18 protein-coding genes are annotated in these 17,194 nt (G+C 71.0%); 11 read left to right on the top strand and 7 right to left on the bottom strand.

Annotation, left to right across the window (positions count from 1 at the left end; translation table 11 throughout):
- Window positions 1-60 precede the first annotated feature (60 nt).
- The 4 genes from OE229_RS11790 to OE229_RS11775 all read left to right on the top strand — a co-directional run bounded on the left by OE229_RS11790 (window position 61) and on the right by OE229_RS11775 (window position 3,954).
- Window positions 61-2,454: an excinuclease ABC subunit UvrA gene (locus OE229_RS11790; RefSeq protein ID WP_262138149.1), complete on the top strand. Its 2,394-nt coding sequence runs from the start codon at window positions 61-63 to the stop codon at window positions 2,452-2,454.
- A 123-nt stretch (window positions 2,455-2,577) separates the two neighbouring features.
- Window positions 2,578-2,862, top strand: a complete 285-nt coding sequence (locus tag OE229_RS11785; protein ID WP_209081424.1) for a DUF4190 domain-containing protein — start codon at window positions 2,578-2,580, stop codon at window positions 2,860-2,862.
- 110 nt (window positions 2,863-2,972) lie between these two features.
- A complete protein-coding gene (locus OE229_RS11780) occupies window positions 2,973-3,128 on the top strand; it encodes a hypothetical protein (RefSeq protein WP_182065036.1) in 156 nt (51 codons plus the stop codon).
- Window positions 3,129-3,312: 184 nt separating this feature from the next.
- A complete protein-coding gene (locus tag OE229_RS11775) occupies window positions 3,313-3,954 on the top strand; it encodes a copper resistance CopC family protein (RefSeq protein WP_182065035.1) in 642 nt (213 codons plus the stop codon).
- Between the two features lie 16 nt (window positions 3,955-3,970).
- On the opposite strand, the gene OE229_RS11770 is transcribed toward OE229_RS11775, so the two are convergent.
- Window positions 3,971-5,002: an alcohol dehydrogenase catalytic domain-containing protein gene (locus OE229_RS11770; RefSeq protein ID WP_262138148.1), complete on the bottom strand. Its 1,032-nt coding sequence runs from the start codon at window positions 5,000-5,002 to the stop codon at window positions 3,971-3,973.
- A 220-nt stretch (window positions 5,003-5,222) separates the two neighbouring features.
- Here OE229_RS11770 and OE229_RS11765 point away from each other — a divergent pair, with 220 nt between their 5' ends.
- Entirely contained in the window at window positions 5,223-5,663 is a 441-nt protein-coding gene (locus tag OE229_RS11765; RefSeq protein ID WP_259577864.1) for a GNAT family N-acetyltransferase, read from the top strand.
- Window positions 5,664-5,678: 15 nt separating this feature from the next.
- On the opposite strand, the gene OE229_RS11760 is transcribed toward OE229_RS11765, so the two are convergent.
- Window positions 5,679-6,359 carry an SDR family NAD(P)-dependent oxidoreductase gene (locus tag OE229_RS11760; RefSeq protein WP_262138146.1) on the bottom strand — a complete coding sequence of 227 codons (681 nt, stop codon included), beginning with the start codon at window positions 6,357-6,359 and terminating at the stop codon, window positions 5,679-5,681.
- Window positions 6,360-6,461: 102 nt separating this feature from the next.
- On the opposite strand from OE229_RS11760, the gene OE229_RS11755 reads away from it, so the two are divergent.
- Complete coding sequence (locus tag OE229_RS11755; RefSeq protein ID WP_262138145.1) at window positions 6,462-7,295, top strand: helix-turn-helix domain-containing protein; 834 nt, start codon at window positions 6,462-6,464, stop codon at window positions 7,293-7,295.
- Here the strand turns inward: OE229_RS11755 and OE229_RS11750 are convergent.
- On the bottom strand, window positions 7,282-8,502 hold the full coding sequence (locus OE229_RS11750; RefSeq protein WP_262138143.1) for a beta-ketoacyl-[acyl-carrier-protein] synthase family protein: 1,221 nt from the start codon (window positions 8,500-8,502) through the stop codon (window positions 7,282-7,284). The two genes, OE229_RS11755 and OE229_RS11750, sit on opposite strands and share 14 nt — an antisense overlap.
- A 54-nt stretch (window positions 8,503-8,556) precedes the next feature.
- On the opposite strand from OE229_RS11750, the gene OE229_RS11745 reads away from it, so the two are divergent.
- Window positions 8,557-9,135: a TetR/AcrR family transcriptional regulator C-terminal domain-containing protein gene (locus OE229_RS11745; protein WP_262138141.1), complete on the top strand. Its 579-nt coding sequence runs from the start codon at window positions 8,557-8,559 to the stop codon at window positions 9,133-9,135.
- A 41-nt stretch (window positions 9,136-9,176) separates the two neighbouring features.
- On the opposite strand, the gene dhaM is transcribed toward OE229_RS11745, so the two are convergent.
- From dhaM to dhaK, 3 genes are all read right to left on the bottom strand, one after another.
- Window positions 9,177-9,911 (bottom strand): dihydroxyacetone kinase phosphoryl donor subunit DhaM, encoded by a 735-nt coding sequence (gene dhaM, locus OE229_RS11740; RefSeq protein WP_262138140.1) that lies wholly within the window; start codon window positions 9,909-9,911, stop codon window positions 9,177-9,179.
- Entirely contained in the window at window positions 9,908-10,534 is a 627-nt protein-coding gene (dhaL, locus tag OE229_RS11735; protein ID WP_182065027.1) for a dihydroxyacetone kinase subunit DhaL, read from the bottom strand. The genes dhaM and dhaL overlap by 4 nt, the downstream gene beginning before the upstream one ends.
- Window positions 10,535-10,621: 87 nt before the next feature.
- Window positions 10,622-11,626 carry a dihydroxyacetone kinase subunit DhaK gene (gene dhaK / locus OE229_RS11730; RefSeq protein ID WP_263344490.1) on the bottom strand — a complete coding sequence of 335 codons (1,005 nt, stop codon included), beginning with the start codon at window positions 11,624-11,626 and terminating at the stop codon, window positions 10,622-10,624.
- Window positions 11,627-11,942: 316 nt separating this feature from the next.
- Between dhaK and OE229_RS11725 the strand changes: the two genes are divergently transcribed.
- Together OE229_RS11725 and glpK are read left to right on the top strand one after the other, a co-directional pair.
- Window positions 11,943-12,668: an MIP/aquaporin family protein gene (locus OE229_RS11725; protein ID WP_182065025.1), complete on the top strand. Its 726-nt coding sequence runs from the start codon at window positions 11,943-11,945 to the stop codon at window positions 12,666-12,668.
- An 83-nt stretch (window positions 12,669-12,751) separates the two neighbouring features.
- Window positions 12,752-14,263, top strand: a complete 1,512-nt coding sequence (gene glpK / locus OE229_RS11720) for a glycerol kinase GlpK (protein WP_182065024.1) — start codon at window positions 12,752-12,754, stop codon at window positions 14,261-14,263.
- 306 nt (window positions 14,264-14,569) lie between these two features.
- Here glpK and trpD read toward each other — a convergent pair whose 3' ends face one another.
- Window positions 14,570-15,625, bottom strand: a complete 1,056-nt coding sequence (gene trpD, locus OE229_RS11715; RefSeq protein WP_182065023.1) for an anthranilate phosphoribosyltransferase — start codon at window positions 15,623-15,625, stop codon at window positions 14,570-14,572.
- A 70-nt stretch (window positions 15,626-15,695) separates the two neighbouring features.
- On the opposite strand from trpD, the gene ctaE reads away from it, so the two are divergent.
- Both ctaE and qcrC read left to right on the top strand, forming a co-directional pair.
- The gene (ctaE, locus tag OE229_RS11710) at window positions 15,696-16,334 is read left to right on the top strand and encodes an aa3-type cytochrome oxidase subunit III (RefSeq protein WP_027465617.1); all 639 of its coding nucleotides are present in this window, start codon (window positions 15,696-15,698) and stop codon (window positions 16,332-16,334) included.
- A gap of 21 nt (window positions 16,335-16,355) precedes the next feature.
- Window positions 16,356-17,165 carry a cytochrome bc1 complex diheme cytochrome c subunit gene (gene qcrC, locus OE229_RS11705; protein ID WP_182065022.1) on the top strand — a complete coding sequence of 270 codons (810 nt, stop codon included), beginning with the start codon at window positions 16,356-16,358 and terminating at the stop codon, window positions 17,163-17,165.
- Window positions 17,166-17,194 lie beyond the last annotated feature (29 nt).

The following is a 17,194-nucleotide window of genomic DNA, read 5'->3' as shown; positions in this document are numbered from 1 at the left end:
GATCGGACGGGAGGCCCGTGGCGGCCCCGCCACGGGCCTCCCGTCGGTACGCTGACCCGCATGCACACCGATCCGGTCGACGACGACCCCACCGGCACCGACGCGCACCCTGCCGACCGGCACGACCGGATCCGGGTGCGCGGCGCCCGCGCGAACAACCTGCGCGACGTCGACGTCGACCTGCCGAAGCGGCGGCTCACGGTGTTCACCGGGGTCTCCGGCTCGGGCAAGAGCTCGCTCGTGTTCGGCACCGTCGCCGCCGAGTCGCAGCGGATGATCAACGAGACCTACAGCGCGTTCGTGCAGGGGTTCATGCCCTCGCTCGCGCGTCCGGACGTCGACGTGCTCGACGGTCTGACCACCGCGATCGTCGTCGACCAGGAGCGCATCGGTGCCGACCCGCGCTCCACCGTCGGCACCGCCACGGACGCGAACGCGATGCTGCGCGTGCTGTTCAGCCGACTCGGCCAGCCGCACATCGGGGGGCCGAACGCGTTCTCGTTCAACCTCGCCACCGTGACGGCCGGGGGAGCGATCACGGTGCAGAAGGGTGCGGACGCGAAGGCCCAGCGGGTCTCTTTCACGCGGCTCGGCGGCATGTGCGCGGACTGCGAGGGCCGGGGGCTGGTGAACGACATCGACCTGACGCAGCTGTTCGACGACACGAAGTCGCTCGGGGACGGCGCGCTCACCATCCCCGGGTACGGGACCGACGGCTGGAACGTGCGGCTGTACGCCGAATCGGGCTACTTCGACCGGGACACCCCGATCCGCGACTTCACCGAGCAGGAGCGGCAGGACTTCCTGTACCGCGGGCCGACGAAGCAGAAGATCGCCGGCATCAACATGACCTACGAGGGGCTCGTGCACCGCGTCCGCCGGTCGTTCCTGCAGAAGGACCGCGAGGCGATGCAGCCGCACATCAGAGCGTTCGTCGACCGTGCGGTGACCTTCACGACGTGTCCGGCCTGCGACGGGACCCGGTTGAACGACACCGCCCGCTCGTCGAAGATCGCGGGCCGCAGCATCGCAGACGTCTGCGCGATGCAGATCACCGACGCCGTCACCTGGCTGCGGGGTCTGGACGACCCGGGGGTGGGGCCGTTGCTCGAGGGGCTCCGCGCCCTGCTCGAGTCCTTCGTCGAGATCGGACTGGGCTACCTGTCGCTCGACCGCCCGACGGGCACGTTGTCCGGGGGAGAGGGGCAGCGCGTGAAGATGGTGAAGCACCTCGGCTCCTCGCTCAGCGACGTCACGTACGTCTTCGACGAGCCGAGCACGGGGCTGCACCCGCACGACATCGAGCGGATGAACGAGCTGCTCGTCCGGCTGCGCGACAAGGGCAACACCGTCCTGGTCGTCGAGCACAAGCCCGAGGTCATCGCGATCGCCGACCACGTCGTCGACCTCGGGCCCGGTGCCGGTTCCGGCGGTGGGACGCTCTGCTACCAGGGGTCCGTAGACGGTCTGCGTGCCAGCGGGACCGTGACCGGTCAGCACCTGGACGACCGCGTCACCGTGAAGTCCGAGGTCCGTCGTCCGGACGGGGCGATCGAGATCCGCGGCGCATCCGCCCACAACCTGCACGAGGTCGACGTGGACGTGCCCACCGGGGTGCTCACCGTCGTCACGGGGGTCGCAGGCTCAGGCAAGAGCACGCTCGTCCACGGGTCGCTGGCCCGGCGCGACGACGTGGTCGCCATCGACCAGAGCGGGATCCGTGGCTCGCGGAGGAGCAACCCGGCGACGTACACCGGCCTGCTCGAGCCGATCCGGAAGGCGTTCGCGAGGGCCAACGGCGTCAAGCCCGCACTGTTCAGCGCCAACTCCGAGGGTGCATGCCCGGCGTGCAACGGTGCCGGTGTCGTGTACACCGACCTCGGCATGATGGCGGGCGTCGCGAGCCCCTGCGTCGAGTGCGACGGCAAGCGCTTCGACCAGTCCGTGCTCGGCTACCACCTGGGCGGCAAGGACATCAGCGAGGTGCTCGGCATGTCCGTCACCGACGCGCTGGCGTTCTTCGCGGCGGGGGAGTCCGGTCTGCCGGCGGCCCACACGATCCTCGCCCGACTCGCCGACGTGGGGCTCGGGTACCTGACGATCGGACAGCCGCTCACCACGTTGTCCGGGGGAGAGCGGCAGCGGCTCAAGCTCGCGACGCACCTCGGTGACCGCGGCGGTGTCGTGGTGCTCGACGAGCCGACCGCGGGCCTGCACCTGGCCGACGTCGAACAGTTGCTCGGTCTGCTCGACCGGCTCGTCGACGCCGGACGAACGGTCGTCGTGATCGAACACCACCAGGCGGTCATGGCGCACGCCGACTGGATCATCGACCTCGGGCCGGGCGCCGGGCACGACGGCGGACGGATCGTGTTCGAGGGGACGCCCGCCGAACTCGTGGCGGCACGGACGACCCTGACGGGGCAGCACCTGGCGGCGTACGTCGGAGCCTGAGCCGGGGGACAGGCTCCGGGCGCGAATCTGGGCATCAGCCGTGTGTGGGGACTAGCGTTCTGAACGACGCTCACGATCGGCTACCCGGCCTGGATCGGCGTCCTGACCAGAAGGAGCTCCACCATGTCCAACCCCGGCAACGCACCTGCGACCAACAGCGGCAACGGAATCGCCGTCGGCTCGCTCGTCCTCGGCATCGTCGGCGTCGTCTTCTCGTTCCTCTTCGTCTGGGTCGGGCTCATCGCCAGCATCATCGGCCTGGTCCTGGGCTTCGTCGCCCGTCGCCGGAACGCCGGCAGCCGAGGCATGGTGCTCGCTGGCATCATCCTGAGCGTCATCGGCCTCGTGCTGTCGATCATCTTCATCATCGTCGCTCTGACGATCGTCGTACCTGCGATCAACAACTGACGCTGATCGCCCTGACGTGGCGGGCGCGTGGCGGAGTCGCCACGCGCCCGCTGTCGGTTTCCGGCGCCGAGCGTGCAGCTGTTCAGGAACGCGGGCGTACCGTGCCGCCCATGAGCTACAGCCAGCCTGACCCAGCCGAAGAGACCACCCAGACCGAGTCGCCGGAGCAGCCCGACACCGACCAGGACACCCTGGAGGAACAGGGCGGCGAGCCGGCAGCGCTCGAGATCGACGCCGACGACGTCCCGACGCAGCCCGCCGACTGACGCCGTCGTCATCCAGTGAGCAGAAGAGGTCGAGTCCGTGCATAGGACTCGACCTCTTCTGCTCACCGTGCGTGTTCCGACGTCCCACCCGTGCGCCGATAATGCATATTATGTCAACTCAGAGGTTGCGAGTGGCCCCGCTCGGCTGACGGGACGCTCGACATTGCTTCCCTAGCGTGGACGCGTGCACGCTCACCGAGATGACCAACGCCGCTCACGAGCTGCGACGCCCCGGGTCCTGTTCGCCGTCGCCCTGTCCGCGTTCCTCGTGCTGATCGGGACGACACCTGCGTCGGCGCACGCAGCACTGACCTCGAGTGATCCGGCGGACGGCGCCACGGTGGCTGCCGACCTTGAGCGAGTGACACTCACCTTCAGTGAGGCGCCGCTTGCCGGGCTCCAAGCCGGCCTGCGCATCGAGGTCCGCGACGACGGCGGGACCGACGAGTCCTCCGGAGCGGTGGCCGTCGACGGCACCTCGATGTCCAAGGCGGTGTCGCTCTCCCCCGGCCCGCACACCCTCGTCTGGCGGTACGTCTCCCCCGACGGCCATCCGATCGAGGGGCAGCTCGCGTTCTCGGTGGAACCGGTCGCATCCCCGACCGTCCCACCCACGACGACGAGCCCGACGACCGCGCCCACATCATCCTCGGAACCGACGACAGCGGCAGCGGGAGCCGCACCGAACACGGGTGCCGGAACGCACGCGCACGGCCACGGCGGCCCGGCACTCCTGTTCGGGGTCGTCGGGATCCTGGCAGTGCTCGTCATCGGCGCGGTCGTGCTCCGCATCCGCCGGGGCGCGGACGCGCGGACCGAGGGTTGACGGGACGCTCCGAGCCTCAGAACACCGCGACGGTCATGCCCGACGACGTCGCTGGTCGGTCCATCGCGACGAGCGCCTCGGGCAGGTCGTCGAAGCCGATCGTGCGGCCGATCGTCTCCTCCGGACGCAGTCGTCCGGCCACGACGGCGTCGAGCATCGCGCCGTACTCCCCGACCGCCGCGCCGTGGCTGCCGAGCAGTTCGAGTTCGTCCGCGATCACCCGCCCCATCGGGATCGCCGGAGCGGCTTCGTCGTCGAGCAGCAGCCCGACCTGCACGTGCCGGCCGCGCGGACGCAGGGACGCCACGGCGGCGACGGAGGTGGCACGGCTGCCGTAGGCGTCGAGCGAGACGTGCGCTCCGCCACCCGTGCGGGATCGGACCGTGGTGACGGCATCGGCGTCCATCAGCACGGTGTCGGCACCCAGGGCGGCGGCGCGTTCGAGTGCGGCCGCGGAGACGTCGACAGCGACCACGTGCGCGCCGGCGGCCACGGCGACCATGACCGCGGAGAGCCCGACTCCCCCGCAGCCGTAGACCACGACCCACTCCCCTGCGGCGACGCGCCCCCGGGCGTGGAGGGCGTGGAACGCGGTGCCGAACCGGCAGCCCAGCGCCGCCGCCACCGCGAAGTCCACGGCGTCGGGCAGCGCGACGAGGTTGAGGTCGGCGTGCGGGACGACCAGGGAGTCCGCGTACGAGCCCTGCAGGTCGAACCCGGGCTGCTGCTGGGCGGTGCACACCTGGGTGGCGCCGTCGAGGCATTCGGCGCAGGTCCCGCAGGCGAACACGAACGGAGCCGTGACCCGGTCGCCGACCGCGAAGCGCTGGACGCCCGCACCGACGGAGGCGACGACGCCGGCGAACTCGTGCCCGGGCACGTGCGGCAGCCGGACGGCGTCGTCGTGGCCCTTCCATGCGTGCCAGTCGCTGCGGCAGACACCGGTGGCCGCCACCCGGACGACGACGCCGTGCTCGGGCGCGACCGGCTCCGGCAGGTCGACGATCGAGGGGACGGAACCGAACTGGGCGTACTGGACGGCGCGCATGCGGCCATCCTGACAGACGCCGGACGCCGGACGTCGCACGCCGGACGCCGGACGCCGGACGCCCGACAGCGGACCAGCGCCACCAACCGCCCGACGCGACCCGCGCGCCGGGGTCCCCACGGGCCTCCAGGCCGACGGCCTCCCGACCGCCCGCCCGAGCGGTCCACGGAACCCCGATCGGCCGTTGCGTCGCAGGCGCGTCCGCCGGTTGACTCGTCACGTGACCGACCTGCGCTTCTCCGCCGACCCCGCCGACCTCGACGTCGACCGCGTGCACCGCTGGCTCAGCGAGGAGTCCTACTGGGCTCGCGGGCGTGACCGTGCGACGCAGGATGCGATCATCGCCGGTTCCCGGAACTTCGGCGTGTACGACGCGACGACCGGCGAGCAGCTCGGCTACGCGCGGCTGATCACCGACGGCGTGACCTTCGGGTGGCTCGCCGACGTGTTCGTGGACCCCGATGCCCGGGGCCGCGGCGTCGGGATCGAACTCGTGCGCGGCGTGACCGAGGCGGTCGAGCCGCTCGGCCTGAAGCGCTTCGCCCTGTTCACCGCGGATGCCCACGGGCTGTACGAACGGTTCGGGTTCCGCCCGCTGCCCGACCCGGACGGCTGGATGATGCGCCCCGGGCCGGGGTTCGGTGCCGACGTGCACGACTGACGCCGGCGCTGTCCGTCAGTACTCGATCCGGCCCTCGCGGTTGTGGAACTCCCCCGTCGGCCCGTCGGTGCCGATCGTCGCGAGCATGACCGTGGCATCGGTGCCCTCGGTGATCGTCTGGTGTCCGCCGAACCCGTTGAACTCCGTCGCCGTGTAGCCCGGGTCGCTCGCGTTCACCCGGAACCCGGGCAGGTTCTTCGCGTACTGCACGGTCAGCGCGATCACGGCCGCCTTCGACGCCGCGTACGGCACCGCCGGCACCCCGTACTCGTCGTGCCCCGGCGTCGTCAGCCAGCGCGGGAACCCCACCCCCGACGAGACGTTCACGATGACGGGTGCTGCCGAGCGTCGCAGCAGGGGCAGCGCGGCCTGGGTCACCCGCACGATCCCGGTGACGTTGGTGTCGAGCACGGTCGCCATCGCGCTCGCGTCGAGGTCGTCGACCCCGAACGAGGTGCCGAGGATCCCGGCGTTGTTCACGAGGACGTCGAGTTCGGGGATCGTCGCGATCGCCGCGTCGATGCTGGCCTGGTCGGTGACGTCCAGCTGCACGACGTGTGCGCCGAGGGCGCGGGCGTCGTCGCCGTTGGCCGGGTCGCGCATGCCGGCGTAGACGGTGTGGCCGGCTTCGAGCAGTCGGCGTGCGGTCTCGAGTCCGAGGCTGCGGTTGGCCCCGGTGATCAGTGTCGTTGTCATGCGTCCAGCCTGCCCCCGCCGACCCGGCTCCCCCAGGCACGGTGCGACGGTGGGACCGGCAGTACCAGGACGGACAGGAGGCGCGGGGTGATGATGGTGGACATGAGCGAGTTCGCGAACGTGTTGCGTTCCTGGCGTGACCGGGTGCGTCCCGAGGCGGTCGGCCTGCCGGCCGGCCCCGGCAGACGGACCCCGGGGCTCCGCCGCGAGGAGCTCGCCGCGCTGGCGGGCGTGAGCGTCGACTACGTCGTCCGCCTCGAGCAGGGCCGGGCGACGAACCCGTCGCCGCAGCTGCTCGCCGCCCTCGCGACGGCGCTCCGGCTGTCGTCCGAGGAGCGGGACCACCTGTGCCGGGTGGCCGGCGTCGCCCCGCCGTCGCATCAGGTGGTGCCGCGGCACATCACGCCGGGCGTGCAGCGGTTGGTGGACCGGCTCGGCGACGTCCCGCTCGCGGTGTTCACGGCGACCCACGACATCGTGCTCTGGAACGAGCTGTGGGCCGCGGTGAACGGCGACCCCTCGCGGTACGTCGGGCTCGATCGCAACCTGGTCTGGCGGCACTTCATGCAGGAGCGCGACGGGGTGGACTGGGACGACGAGCACCAGGAGGAGTTCTCGAGCGACCTCGCCGCCGACCTGCGGCAGGCGTACGGCCGCTACCCGGCGGACCGTGACCTCGCGGACCTGGTCGAACGGCTGCTGCGGGAGTCCCCCGAGTTCGCCCGCCGCTGGGAGACCGGCCGGATCGCCGAGCACCGTGCGAGCCGCAAGGTCGTGCACACGCCCGTCGGGCCGGTGGAGATCGACTGCGACGTGCTGAGCGTTCCCGGCGGTGACCTGCGGATCGTCGTCTACACGGTCGTGCCGGGCTCCGAGGACGCCGCGAAGCTCGACCTGCTCCGGGTCACGGGCCTGCAGGAGCTCACGCCGCGGTGAACACCAGCGACGCGTTCTGACCGCCGAACCCGAACGAGTTGTTCAACGCGGCACGGAGCGGCGCGGTCCGAGCTGCGCCGGAGACGACGTCGAGGTCCACCGCGGGGTCGAGCCGGTCGAGGTTCAGGGTCGGCGGCACGGTGCCGGTCTCGAGCGCCCGCAGGGTCAGGATCGCCTCGACGGCTCCGGCGGCGCCGAACATGTGCCCGATCGCGCTCTTCGGCGCGGTGACCAGCGCGCCGGTCCCCACAGCACGGCTGATGGCGGCCGCCTCGCCGACGTCGCCGACGGGGGTGCCGGTGGCGTGCGCGTTCACGTGGTCGACGTCGCCGCCGGTGAGTCCCGCCATCCGGATCGCGGCGCGCATGGCCCGCTCCTGCTCGCTGCCGTCCGCCAGCGGTGCGGTGATGTGGTGCGCGTCCGAGGTGATCCCCCATCCGGCGAGCGAGCCGTGCGACCGCTGTCCTCGGGCCGCGGCGTGGTCGGCACGCTCGAGCACGACGATGCCGGCGCCCTCGCCGAGGACGAAGCCGCGGCGGTCGGCGTCGAACGGCCGTGACAGGGTGGTGGGGTCGTCGCCGTCGGGCTTCGCGAGGGCCTGTGACTGGGCGAACGATGCCATCGTCACCGGGGTGACGGCGGCCTCGGTCCCGCCGGTGATGACCACGTCGGCCTCACCGGTGGCGATGAGTCGTGCGGCGGTGGCGATGGCCTCGGCCCCCGAGGCGCAGGCCGACACCGTCGTGTAGGCGCCGCCTCGCGCCCCGTACGCGATGCTGATCTGCGCGGCGGCACCGTTCGCCATGAGCATCGGCACCGTGCGCGGTGAGACCCGCCGGGCACCGGACGCACCGAGCACGTCGTGGGCGTCCAGGAGCGTCTCCACTCCCCCGATCCCGGTGCCGATGACCACGGCGAGTCGGTCGCCCTCCACCGCGGGGGCACCGGCGTCGGCCCAGGCCTCGTCCGCGGCGACGAGTGCCAGCTGCTGACTGCGGTCGAGACGGTTCGCACGGACCCGCCCGAGCGCTCCGTCGGCGTCGAGGGCGGCATCGGCGCCGACCCGGATCGGCACCTGTTGCCAGAGCGCTCCGTCGCGGTGCAGGGCGCGGACGCCGGAGCGACCGGCCACCAGGGCGTCCCAGAGTGGCGTGACGCCGTGGCCGAAGGGTGAGACCGCGCCGTAGCCGGTGATGACGATGTCCACGGGAACTCCTCTTGTACGTTGAGCAAGTTGAGTTGTACCACGTACAATTCCGACATGGCAACCACGGCGGACGGCCCCGGAACGGCACGCGGCGCGGCGACACGGGCGAAGATCCTCGCGGCGACGGCCGGACTGCTCAGTGCGGGCACTCGGAGCGTCACCGTCAGCGAGGTCGCCCGGGCCGCGGGTGTCTACCCGAACCAGATCACGCACCACTACGGCTCGAAGGACCGCCTGGTGCTCGACGCCGCGTTCGCGCTGTTCCTCCGCGACACCACGCGACTGCAGGCGGCCGGCCGGCGAGCCCGCTCGCCGGAGTCGTTCCGGGAAGTCCTCGCTCGCACCGCCCTCGCGATGCCGTCGACCCCGCTCGTGGTCCGGGCGCTCGGGGCCGCCGGGGACGACCCGGCGCAGCGTGAGCGCGTGCGACTGCTGCTCGCCGTGCTGTTCCGGCAGTCCGAGCGCTACCTGGAACGCGTCGTCGACGATCAGGGCTGGACGAGCCCGAGCGGCGTCGCCCGCGACGCCCGCACGTTCTGGAGCGCCGTGTTCGGTGCCACCCTGCTCGCGGACGCCGGGGTCACCGGCGGCCCCTCGGACCTCGACCTGGCGGGGACGATCTCGATCCGGTGACCGGGCGGGCACCGCCGCCGGGGTCTCCCCCGGCGGCGGCGTCACTCGCCGAAGCCGGACCGGACCAGTTCCACCAGGGCGTCGACCGCGGCCTGCGCGTCCTGCCCGGTCGCGTCGACCGACACCGTCGCACCCTTCGGCAGCGCCAGGGCCATGATCGCCAGCAGGCTCTTCGCGTCCACGCCGTTGACGTGCACGCTCGCGTCGTACTTCGCCGCCGTCTTCACGAACTCCGCGGCGGGCCGGGCGTGCAGCCCGGTCTCGTTCACCAGCTCGACCGACGCGCTGACGCGGTCGGCGCCGGACGCGCCGTCGACGGGAGCAGCCCCGTCGGCCGGCCCCGCGCCTCCAGGCTGGTCACCGGTCGGAAGGGAGGCGCTGCTCGCGTCCGCCTCGGAACCCGCGGCCGATGCCGCGGCGGCCAGCACCGCGTCGGCGTCGCCACCCGTCTGGGCGGCGACCGCAGCCGCCACCGTGCCCTCGACCAGCGGGGCCGGCGACACGTGGACGCGGGCTCGGACGTCGTCGTCCAGGAAGTCGAGCGCGGTGTCGGTCGTCAGGTAGGCGGAGCCGAGGTCGCACAGCACCACGACGGCGTCCGCCTGGGCGAGTTCCTCGATGCCCGCGGAGATCGCCTCGAACGAGGTACCGATGCCGCCGTCGTCCGTGCCGCCCGCGGCGACGAGCGGCACGTCCGCCGCCATCTGCCGGGCCAGCTCGACGGTGCCGGTCGCGATCGCCGCGCTGTGCGAGACGACCAGGATGCCGACGGTCACGCTGCGTCCACCGCTGCGCGCAGGATGTACGCGGTCGACTGCGCACCGGGGTCGCGGTACCCGATCGCGCGGTCGCCGAGGTAGCTCGCGCGGCCCTTGTGGGCGACGAGCGGCTCGGTGTCCGCCGCACCCTGCGCGGCGGCGTCGGCTGCCGCGGTGAGGACGGCCTTCGGGTCGTCGCCGGCGCCGGCAGCCGCTGCTGCGGCGTCGACCGCGGGGCTCCACGCGTCGACCATCGTCTTGTCGCCGACCGTGGCCTTGCCGCGGGACACGACTCCGTCGCGGGCGGCGGTGAGGACGGCGACGAGGGTGTCCGCGTCGAGTTCGGCCGCGTCACCGGCGGCCTGCGCCGCCTTCAGGTAGGCGGTGCCGAAGAGCGGGCCGGCCGCCCCGCCCACGGTGGAGATGAGCTTCGTCGCCACGGTCTTGAGCACGGCACCCGGGGTGTCGAAGGACCCGGAGTCGACGGCCTCGAGCACGGCCCGGAACCCGCGGTCGAGGTTCTCGCCGTGGTCGCCGTCCCCGATCTCGCGGTCGAGCGTGACGAGCTCGGCGCGGTGTTCGTCGATCGTCGCGGCGGTGCGACGGACCCAGTCGATGGCCCATGCGGTGTCGAGCGCCAATGCGGTTCCCTTCGTGTGTCCGGCCCGGCGGGCCCGGTGTCGTGGTCCGGTGGTCGAGTGACTGTGGTCGGCCGCAGTCGCGGTCGGTCAGCGTCCCCAGCGCAGGGCCGGGGTCTCCACCGGGGCGTCCCAGAGGGCAGTGAGTTCGTCGTCGAGCACCGTGACGGTGAGCGAGAACCCCTGCATCTCGAGGGACGTGACGTAGTCGCCGACGCGCGAACTACGCGCGACCTGGTAGCCGCGGTCGGAGAGGACCTCGGCGGCGCGTCGGTAGGCGATGTAGAGCTCGGACAGCGGGGTGCCGCCCATGCCGTTCACCAGGAGCAGCAGCGACGAGCCGGCCGGGGCGTCGAGGTCGGTCAGGATCGGTTCCAGCACGCGGTCGACCAGCTCGTCCGCCGGTGCCATCGCGATCCGCTCGCGGCCCGGCTCGCCGTGGATGCCGATGCCGAGCTCGACCTCGTCGTCGGCCAGCACGAAGGACGGCTCCCCGGCGTGCGGGACGGTGCCAGACGCCAGCGCGAGCCCCATCGACCGCGTGACGTCGTTGACGTGCCGGGCCACCGCGGCGACCGCGTCCAGGTCGTCCCCGCGCTCGGCGGCGGCGCCGGCGCACTTCTCCACCACGACGGTCCCGGCGACACCGCGACGGCCGGCGGTGAACAGGGAGTCCTGCACCGCGACGTCGTCATCCACCACGACGGACTCGACGCGGACGTCGTCCATCGCCGCGAGCTCGGCGGCCGTCTCGAAGTTGAGCACGTTGCCGGTGTAGTTCTTCACGATGTGCAGCACGCCCGCACCGCCGTCGACGGCCTTCGTCGCGGCGACGATCGGGTCGGGCGTCGGGCTCGTGAACACCGGGCCGGGCACCGCGGCGTCGAGCATGCCGTACCCGACGAAGCCGGCGTGCAGCGGCTCGTGGCCGCTGCCACCGCCGCTGACGATCCCGACCTTGCCGGCGACGGGTGCGTCAGCGCGGTGCAGGTGGATCGGGTCCTCGACCAGGACGACGTGCCCGGCGTGTGCCCGGGCGAAGCCCCGGACGGTCTCCTCGACCACGGCCTGCGGGTCGTTGATGAGCTTCTTCATGCGGTGCCTCCACGGGTACGGGGTCGAACCGTGGCGGTCACACCGCGCGTCGTCGACCGGAGTGCGCCCAATCTACATCGGCGGCACGAGCGGCCGTCCGGTCACGATGCACGTTCGTGCAGCGTGCCGAGGACGCGTCACCGGGTCAGGATCGTGCTGGGGACACTCGTCCTGCACGTTCGTGCACGATGCCGCACTTCGCTCACGAATTCATCGCCGGGCCGTGAACCGCATCACTATGGTTGGCCTCAATCACTCAACGGGGAGTGCGGCGCAGCACGGCCGGACCCCCACCCTCACGCACTGGAGGTCACCGATGGACGGCATCGGCGTCAATTTCCTGTCCGAGCTCGTCGGTACGGCGATGCTCATCATCCTGGGTGGCGGCGTCGTCGCCGCCGTCTCGCTGGCGAAGTCCAAGGGCTTCGGAGCCGGGTTCCTGATGGTCACGATCGGCTGGGGCTTCGCGGTCTTCGCCGGTGTCACCGTGTCCTACAAGTCCGGCGGACAGCTCAACCCCGCGGTCAGCCTCGCGCAGGCGATCCTCGGCAACATCACCGTCGGCGAGATGTTCCTCTACTGGCTCGCCCAGCTGATCGGCGCGATCATCGGTGCGGTCATCGTCTGGCTCGCCTACAAGCAGCACTTCGACGAGGAGCCCGACGCGGCCGCCAAGCTCGGCGTCTTCTCGACCGGCCCCGCGATCCGCTCGTACGGCTGGAACCTCGTCACGGAGATCATCGGCACCTTCGTGCTGGTCTTCGTCGTCATCGCGTTCACCAACGGGCAGACCCCGTCGGAGCTCGGTGCGATCCCCGTCGCGTTCCTCGTGATCGCGATCGGTGTCAGCCTCGGTGGCCCCACCGGCTACGCCATCAACCCGGCCCGTGACCTCGGCCCCCGCATCGCGCACGCCTTCCTGCCCATCAAGGGCAAGGGCTCGAGCGACTGGGCCTACGCCTGGGTGCCGGTCGTCGGACCGCTGATCGGTGGCGCCCTCGCCGCCGGGCTGTCCTACGCCCTGCTGCCCGTCGTCAGCTGACCCACCCCCACCCCGAAGGCGTGGACGGCCGTTCCGCACGACCGAACACGCACCCGCACCGAACACACCCGTAAGGAGCACCAATGGCCGACTACATCGTCGCCATCGACCAGGGCACGACCTCGACCCGAGCAATCGTGTTCGACCACTCCGGTTCGATCATCTCGACCGGGCAGAAGGAACACGAGCAGATCTTCCCGCGCGCCGGGTGGGTCGAGCACGACCCCGCCGAGATCTGGGACAACACCCGCGAGGTGATCGGTCAGGCACTGTCGCGTGCCGACATCACGCGCCACGACGTTGCAGCCGTCGGCATCACCAACCAGCGCGAGACCGCCGTCGTGTGGGACAAGACCACCGGCAAGCCGATCTACAACGCGATCGTCTGGCAGGACACCCGCACGCAGGCGCTCGTCGACAAGCTCGCCGACGGCGACACCGACAAGTACAAGGCCATCGTCGGCCTGCCGCTCGCGACGTACTTCGCCGGGACCAAGATCATGTGGATCCTCGAGAACGTCGAGGGTGCTCGTGAGAAGGCCGAGGCGGGCGACCTGCTCTTCGGCACCACCGACACCTGGGTCCTCTGGAACCTGACCGGTGGCGTCGACGGCGGCGTCCACAAGACCGACGTCACGAACGCGTCCCGCACGCTGTTCATGGACCTCGAGACGCTGCAGTGGCGCGACGACATCCTCGCCGACTTCGGCGTGCCGAAGTCGATGCTCCCCGAGATCGTCAGCTCCTCCGAGGTCTACGGCCACGTCGAGTCCTCGAGCCTGCTGCGCGAGGTCCCGATCGCCGGCATCCTCGGCGACCAGCAGGCCGCGACCTTCGGTCAGGCCGCGTTCGACCAGGGCGAGTCGAAGAACACCTACGGCACCGGCAACTTCCTGATCTTCAACACCGGTACCGAGATCGTCCGCTCCGAGAACGGCCTGCTCACCACCGTCGGCTACAAGCTCGGCGACCAGGAGACGCACTACGCCCTCGAGGGTTCGATCGCCGTCACGGGCTCGCTCATCCAGTGGCTCCGCGACAACCTCGGTCTGATCGGGAGCGCCCCGGAGGTCGAGGCCCTGGCCAAGACCGTCGAGGACAACGGTGGCGTGTACTTCGTACCGGCGTTCTCCGGGCTCTTCGCGCCGTACTGGCGCCCGGACGCCCGCGGTGCCATCGTCGGCCTCACCCGCTACGTCAACAAGGGCCACATCGCCCGTGCCGCCCTCGAGGCCACGGCGCTGCAGACCCGCGAGGTGCTCGACGCGGTCAACGCCGACTCCGGCGTGGACCTGACCGAGCTCAAGGTCGACGGCGGCATGACCGCGAACAGCGAGCTCATGCAGTTCCAGGCCGACATCCTCAACGTGCCGGTCGTCCGTCCGGTCGTCGCGGAGACGACCGCGCTCGGTGCGGCCTACGCTGCCGGTCTCGCGGTCGGCTTCTGGGCCAACCTCGACGAGCTCCGTGCCAACTGGCAGGAGGACAAGCGCTGGGAGCCCCAGCTCGACGACGCCGAGCGCGAGCGCACGCTCCGTCTGTGGAAGAAGGCCGTCACGAAGACCTTCGACTGGGTCGACGAGGACGTCCAGTAACGACGTGCAGTGACACTGCAGGCGCACGCTGACCGCGTGCACTGATCGCACCGACGGGAGGCCCGGTGCCGGTTCCAGGAACCGGCACCGGGCCTCCTGTGCGTTGCGTCTCCTGCGGGCCGGTCGCGGTCGGCCGGGCGTCGAGTGGTCGGGTGTTCGGGTGGTCGACGGTACGGCGCGGTGCGCGGTTGTTCACCGGGTGCAGCGCTGACCGATCGGTGCGCGCTCGCAGCGCAGCACCGAGCCGCCAGGCTCGCACCGGGCGACGCACCGCGCATGGTGCGAGCCGGGCGGAAGCGGCGCGGACTACGCGGCGGGAGCTACGCCGACCCAATCAGCCAGTTTGCGCGCACCGGCGCCCGAGTCGATCGCCTCGGCTGCGACGACGAGCTGTTCGCGGAAGCGCTGCAGGATCGGCCGGTCGGACTCGTTCGGGTCCTGTGCCAGCCGGAACGAGACGAGGCCGGCCGCGGCGTTCAGCAGGACGATGTCGCGGACGGGTCCGGTCTCCCCCGCGAGCACCCGGTGGACGACGGCGGCGTTGTGCTCCGGGTCGCCGCCGAGCAGGTCCTCGGTGCGTGCCCGGGCGATGCCGAGGTCGCGCGGGTCGAGGTCGTGCTCGGTCACGCGGCCGCCGGTGACCTCCCAGATGTGGCTGTGCCCCGTGGTGGTCAGCTCGTCGAGACCGTCGTCGCCGCGGAACACGAGGGCCGTCGCGCCACGCGTCTGGAACACGCCCGTGATGATCGGGACGAGATCGAGCTGGGCGACGCCCACGGCGTTGGCCTCACACCGCGCGGGGTTGACGAGCGGACCGAGGAAGTTGAACACCGTCGGCACGCCGATCTCGCGCCGGACCGGGCCTGCGTGGGCGAAACCGGGGTGGAACGCGTTGGCGAAGGCGAACGTCAGCCCGACACGCCGGAAGGTGTCCGCGACACGCGCGGCGTCCATCGTGAGATCGAGTCCGAGGGCGGCGAGCACGTCGCTCGAGCCGGACTTCGACGAGCTGGCCTTGTTGCCGTGCTTGACGACCGGGACCCCGGCAGCCGCGATCACGATGGCCGCCATGGTCGAGACGTTCACGGTGCCGACCACGTCGCCACCGGTGCCCACGATGTCGAGCGCCATCGGGTCGACGTCGAGCGGAACCGCGGCGTCCAGGATCGCGTCGCGGAACCCGACGACCTCGTCGACGGTCTCGCCCTTCGCGCGGAGCGTCACGGCGAAGGCTGCGATCTGTGCCTGGGTGGCCCGCCCGTGCACGATCTCCTCCATGGCCCATGTGGATTGCCTGATCGTCAGGTCTTCGCGCGCCATGAGCGCGCTGATCACCGCTGGCCAAGAAAGTGCGTCAGGCATGGCTCGATCGTAGTGAATTCGAGAGACCCGCCAGTCTCCTGCGAAAACACTGTCGGGGGTTTCGGCCATAATGGAGGACGTGACTAGCACCTCTCTCTCCAGATCAGCCAGCGGTCCGGCCCTCAACAGGCCGAACGCCGTGGCCGTGGGGACGATCGTGTGGCTGGGCAGCGAGGTCATGTTCTTCGCCGGCCTGTTCGCGATCTACTTCACGCTCCGCAGCACGTCCCCTGAGCTCTGGGCGACCGAGACCGCGAAGCTCGAGGTGCCCTTCGCCTCCGTGAACACGATCATCCTGGTGCTGTCCAGCTTCGCTTGCCAGTTCGCGGTGTTCGCTGCGGAGCGCTTCCAGGTGCACCGGACGAGCTGGAACCCGCGCCACTGGGGCATGACGGAGTGGTTCTTCGTCACCTACGCGATGGGCGCGATCTTCGTCTGCGGCCAGATCTTCGAGTACGCCAACCTCTGGCACGAGGGCGTGACGCTCTCCTCCAGCGCCTACGGCTCGGCGTTCTACATGACCACCGGGTTCCACGGACTCCACGTGACCGGTGGCCTCATCGCCTTCCTGCTGACGCTCGGCCGCGGTTTCGCCGCCAAGAACTTCGGTCACAAGGAAGCGACCACCGCCATCGTCGTGTCGTACTACTGGCACTTCGTCGACGTCGTGTGGATCTTCCTCTTCGCCGTCATCTACCTTCTCAAGTAGGAACTGGACACCCCCCAGCACATGTTCAACAGAACCAAGTCCAAGAAGGGCCGCCGTTCACCGATGGCGACCGTGTCGCTCATCGTCGTGGGTCTCATGACCACCGGTGGCGCGTACGCACTGTTCAGCTCCACGGCGAACGCCGACGACAGCACGAGCACCGTCGCCGCGTCGAGCCAGTCGCAGGTGAACGAGGGCGAGAAGCTCTTCGCCTCGAACTGCGCCACCTGCCACGGTCTCTCCGCGCAGGGCACGAGCGAGGGCCCGTCCCTCATCGGTGTCGGTGCCGCCTCGGTCGACTTCCAGGTCGGCACCGGCCGCATGCCGATGGCCGCTCAGGGCCCGCAGGCAGAAGAGAAGCCCGCGCAGTTCACGGACGAGCAGGTCGACGCGCTCGCGCAGTACGTCGCTTCCCTCGGCCCCGGCCCGTCGGTCCCGTCCACCGAGCTCACCAACGGTGAGGACGGCGACGCTGCCGAAGGCGCCGAGCTGTTCCGCATCAACTGCGCCATGTGCCACAACGTGGCCGGCGCCGGCGGTGCGCTGACCGAGGGCAAGTACGCCCCGAACCTCGAGACGGTCTCCGGCAAGCACATCTACGAGGCCATGCTCACCGGCCCGCAGAACATGCCGGTCTTCAACGACCTGAACCTGACGCCGGAGCAGAAGGCCGACATCATCACGTACCTCAAGTACGTGCAGGACAACAAGTCCCCCGGTGGCTTCGCACTCGGCTCCCTGGGGCCGGTCGCCGAGGGTCTGTTCATCTGGATCTTCGGACTCGGCGCGGTCGTCGCGATGACCGTCTGGCTGACCGCGAAGTCCAACTGATCGTCCGTGTCGAACGACACTGAAGGGAA

Origin of the sequence: Curtobacterium poinsettiae, from assembly GCF_025677645.1 — a bacterium.
In the GTDB taxonomy this organism is placed as follows: domain Bacteria; phylum Actinomycetota; class Actinomycetes; order Actinomycetales; family Microbacteriaceae; genus Curtobacterium; species Curtobacterium poinsettiae_A.
The sequence above is the reverse complement of the archived record's forward strand: the minus strand, read 5'-3'. Positions and strand labels throughout refer to the sequence as shown.

What these genes read in the sequence shown, in the direction of transcription:
- OE229_RS11770 (WP_262138148.1), bottom strand. Translation starts at nt 5,002, where the DNA reads ATGCGCGCCGTCCAGTACGCCCAGTTCGGTTCCGTCCCCTCGATCGTC.
- trpD (WP_182065023.1), bottom strand. Translation starts at nt 15,625, where the DNA reads ATGCCTGACGCACTTTCTTGGCCAGCGGTGATCAGCGCGCTCATGGCG.
- OE229_RS11755 (WP_262138145.1), top strand. Translation starts at nt 6,462, where the DNA reads ATGAGCGAGTTCGCGAACGTGTTGCGTTCCTGGCGTGACCGGGTGCGT.
- OE229_RS11790 (WP_262138149.1), top strand. Translation starts at nt 61, where the DNA reads ATGCACACCGATCCGGTCGACGACGACCCCACCGGCACCGACGCGCAC.
- OE229_RS11780 (WP_182065036.1), top strand. Translation starts at nt 2,973, where the DNA reads ATGAGCTACAGCCAGCCTGACCCAGCCGAAGAGACCACCCAGACCGAG.
- qcrC (WP_182065022.1), top strand. Translation starts at nt 16,356, where the DNA reads ATGTTCAACAGAACCAAGTCCAAGAAGGGCCGCCGTTCACCGATGGCG.
- OE229_RS11725 (WP_182065025.1), top strand. Translation starts at nt 11,943, where the DNA reads ATGGACGGCATCGGCGTCAATTTCCTGTCCGAGCTCGTCGGTACGGCG.
- OE229_RS11785 (WP_209081424.1), top strand. Translation starts at nt 2,578, where the DNA reads ATGTCCAACCCCGGCAACGCACCTGCGACCAACAGCGGCAACGGAATC.
- OE229_RS11745 (WP_262138141.1), top strand. Translation starts at nt 8,557, where the DNA reads ATGGCAACCACGGCGGACGGCCCCGGAACGGCACGCGGCGCGGCGACA.
- ctaE (WP_027465617.1), top strand. Translation starts at nt 15,696, where the DNA reads ATGGAGGACGTGACTAGCACCTCTCTCTCCAGATCAGCCAGCGGTCCG.
- OE229_RS11760 (WP_262138146.1), bottom strand. Translation starts at nt 6,359, where the DNA reads ATGACAACGACACTGATCACCGGGGCCAACCGCAGCCTCGGACTCGAG.
- dhaK (WP_263344490.1), bottom strand. Translation starts at nt 11,626, where the DNA reads ATGAAGAAGCTCATCAACGACCCGCAGGCCGTGGTCGAGGAGACCGTC.
- glpK (WP_182065024.1), top strand. Translation starts at nt 12,752, where the DNA reads ATGGCCGACTACATCGTCGCCATCGACCAGGGCACGACCTCGACCCGA.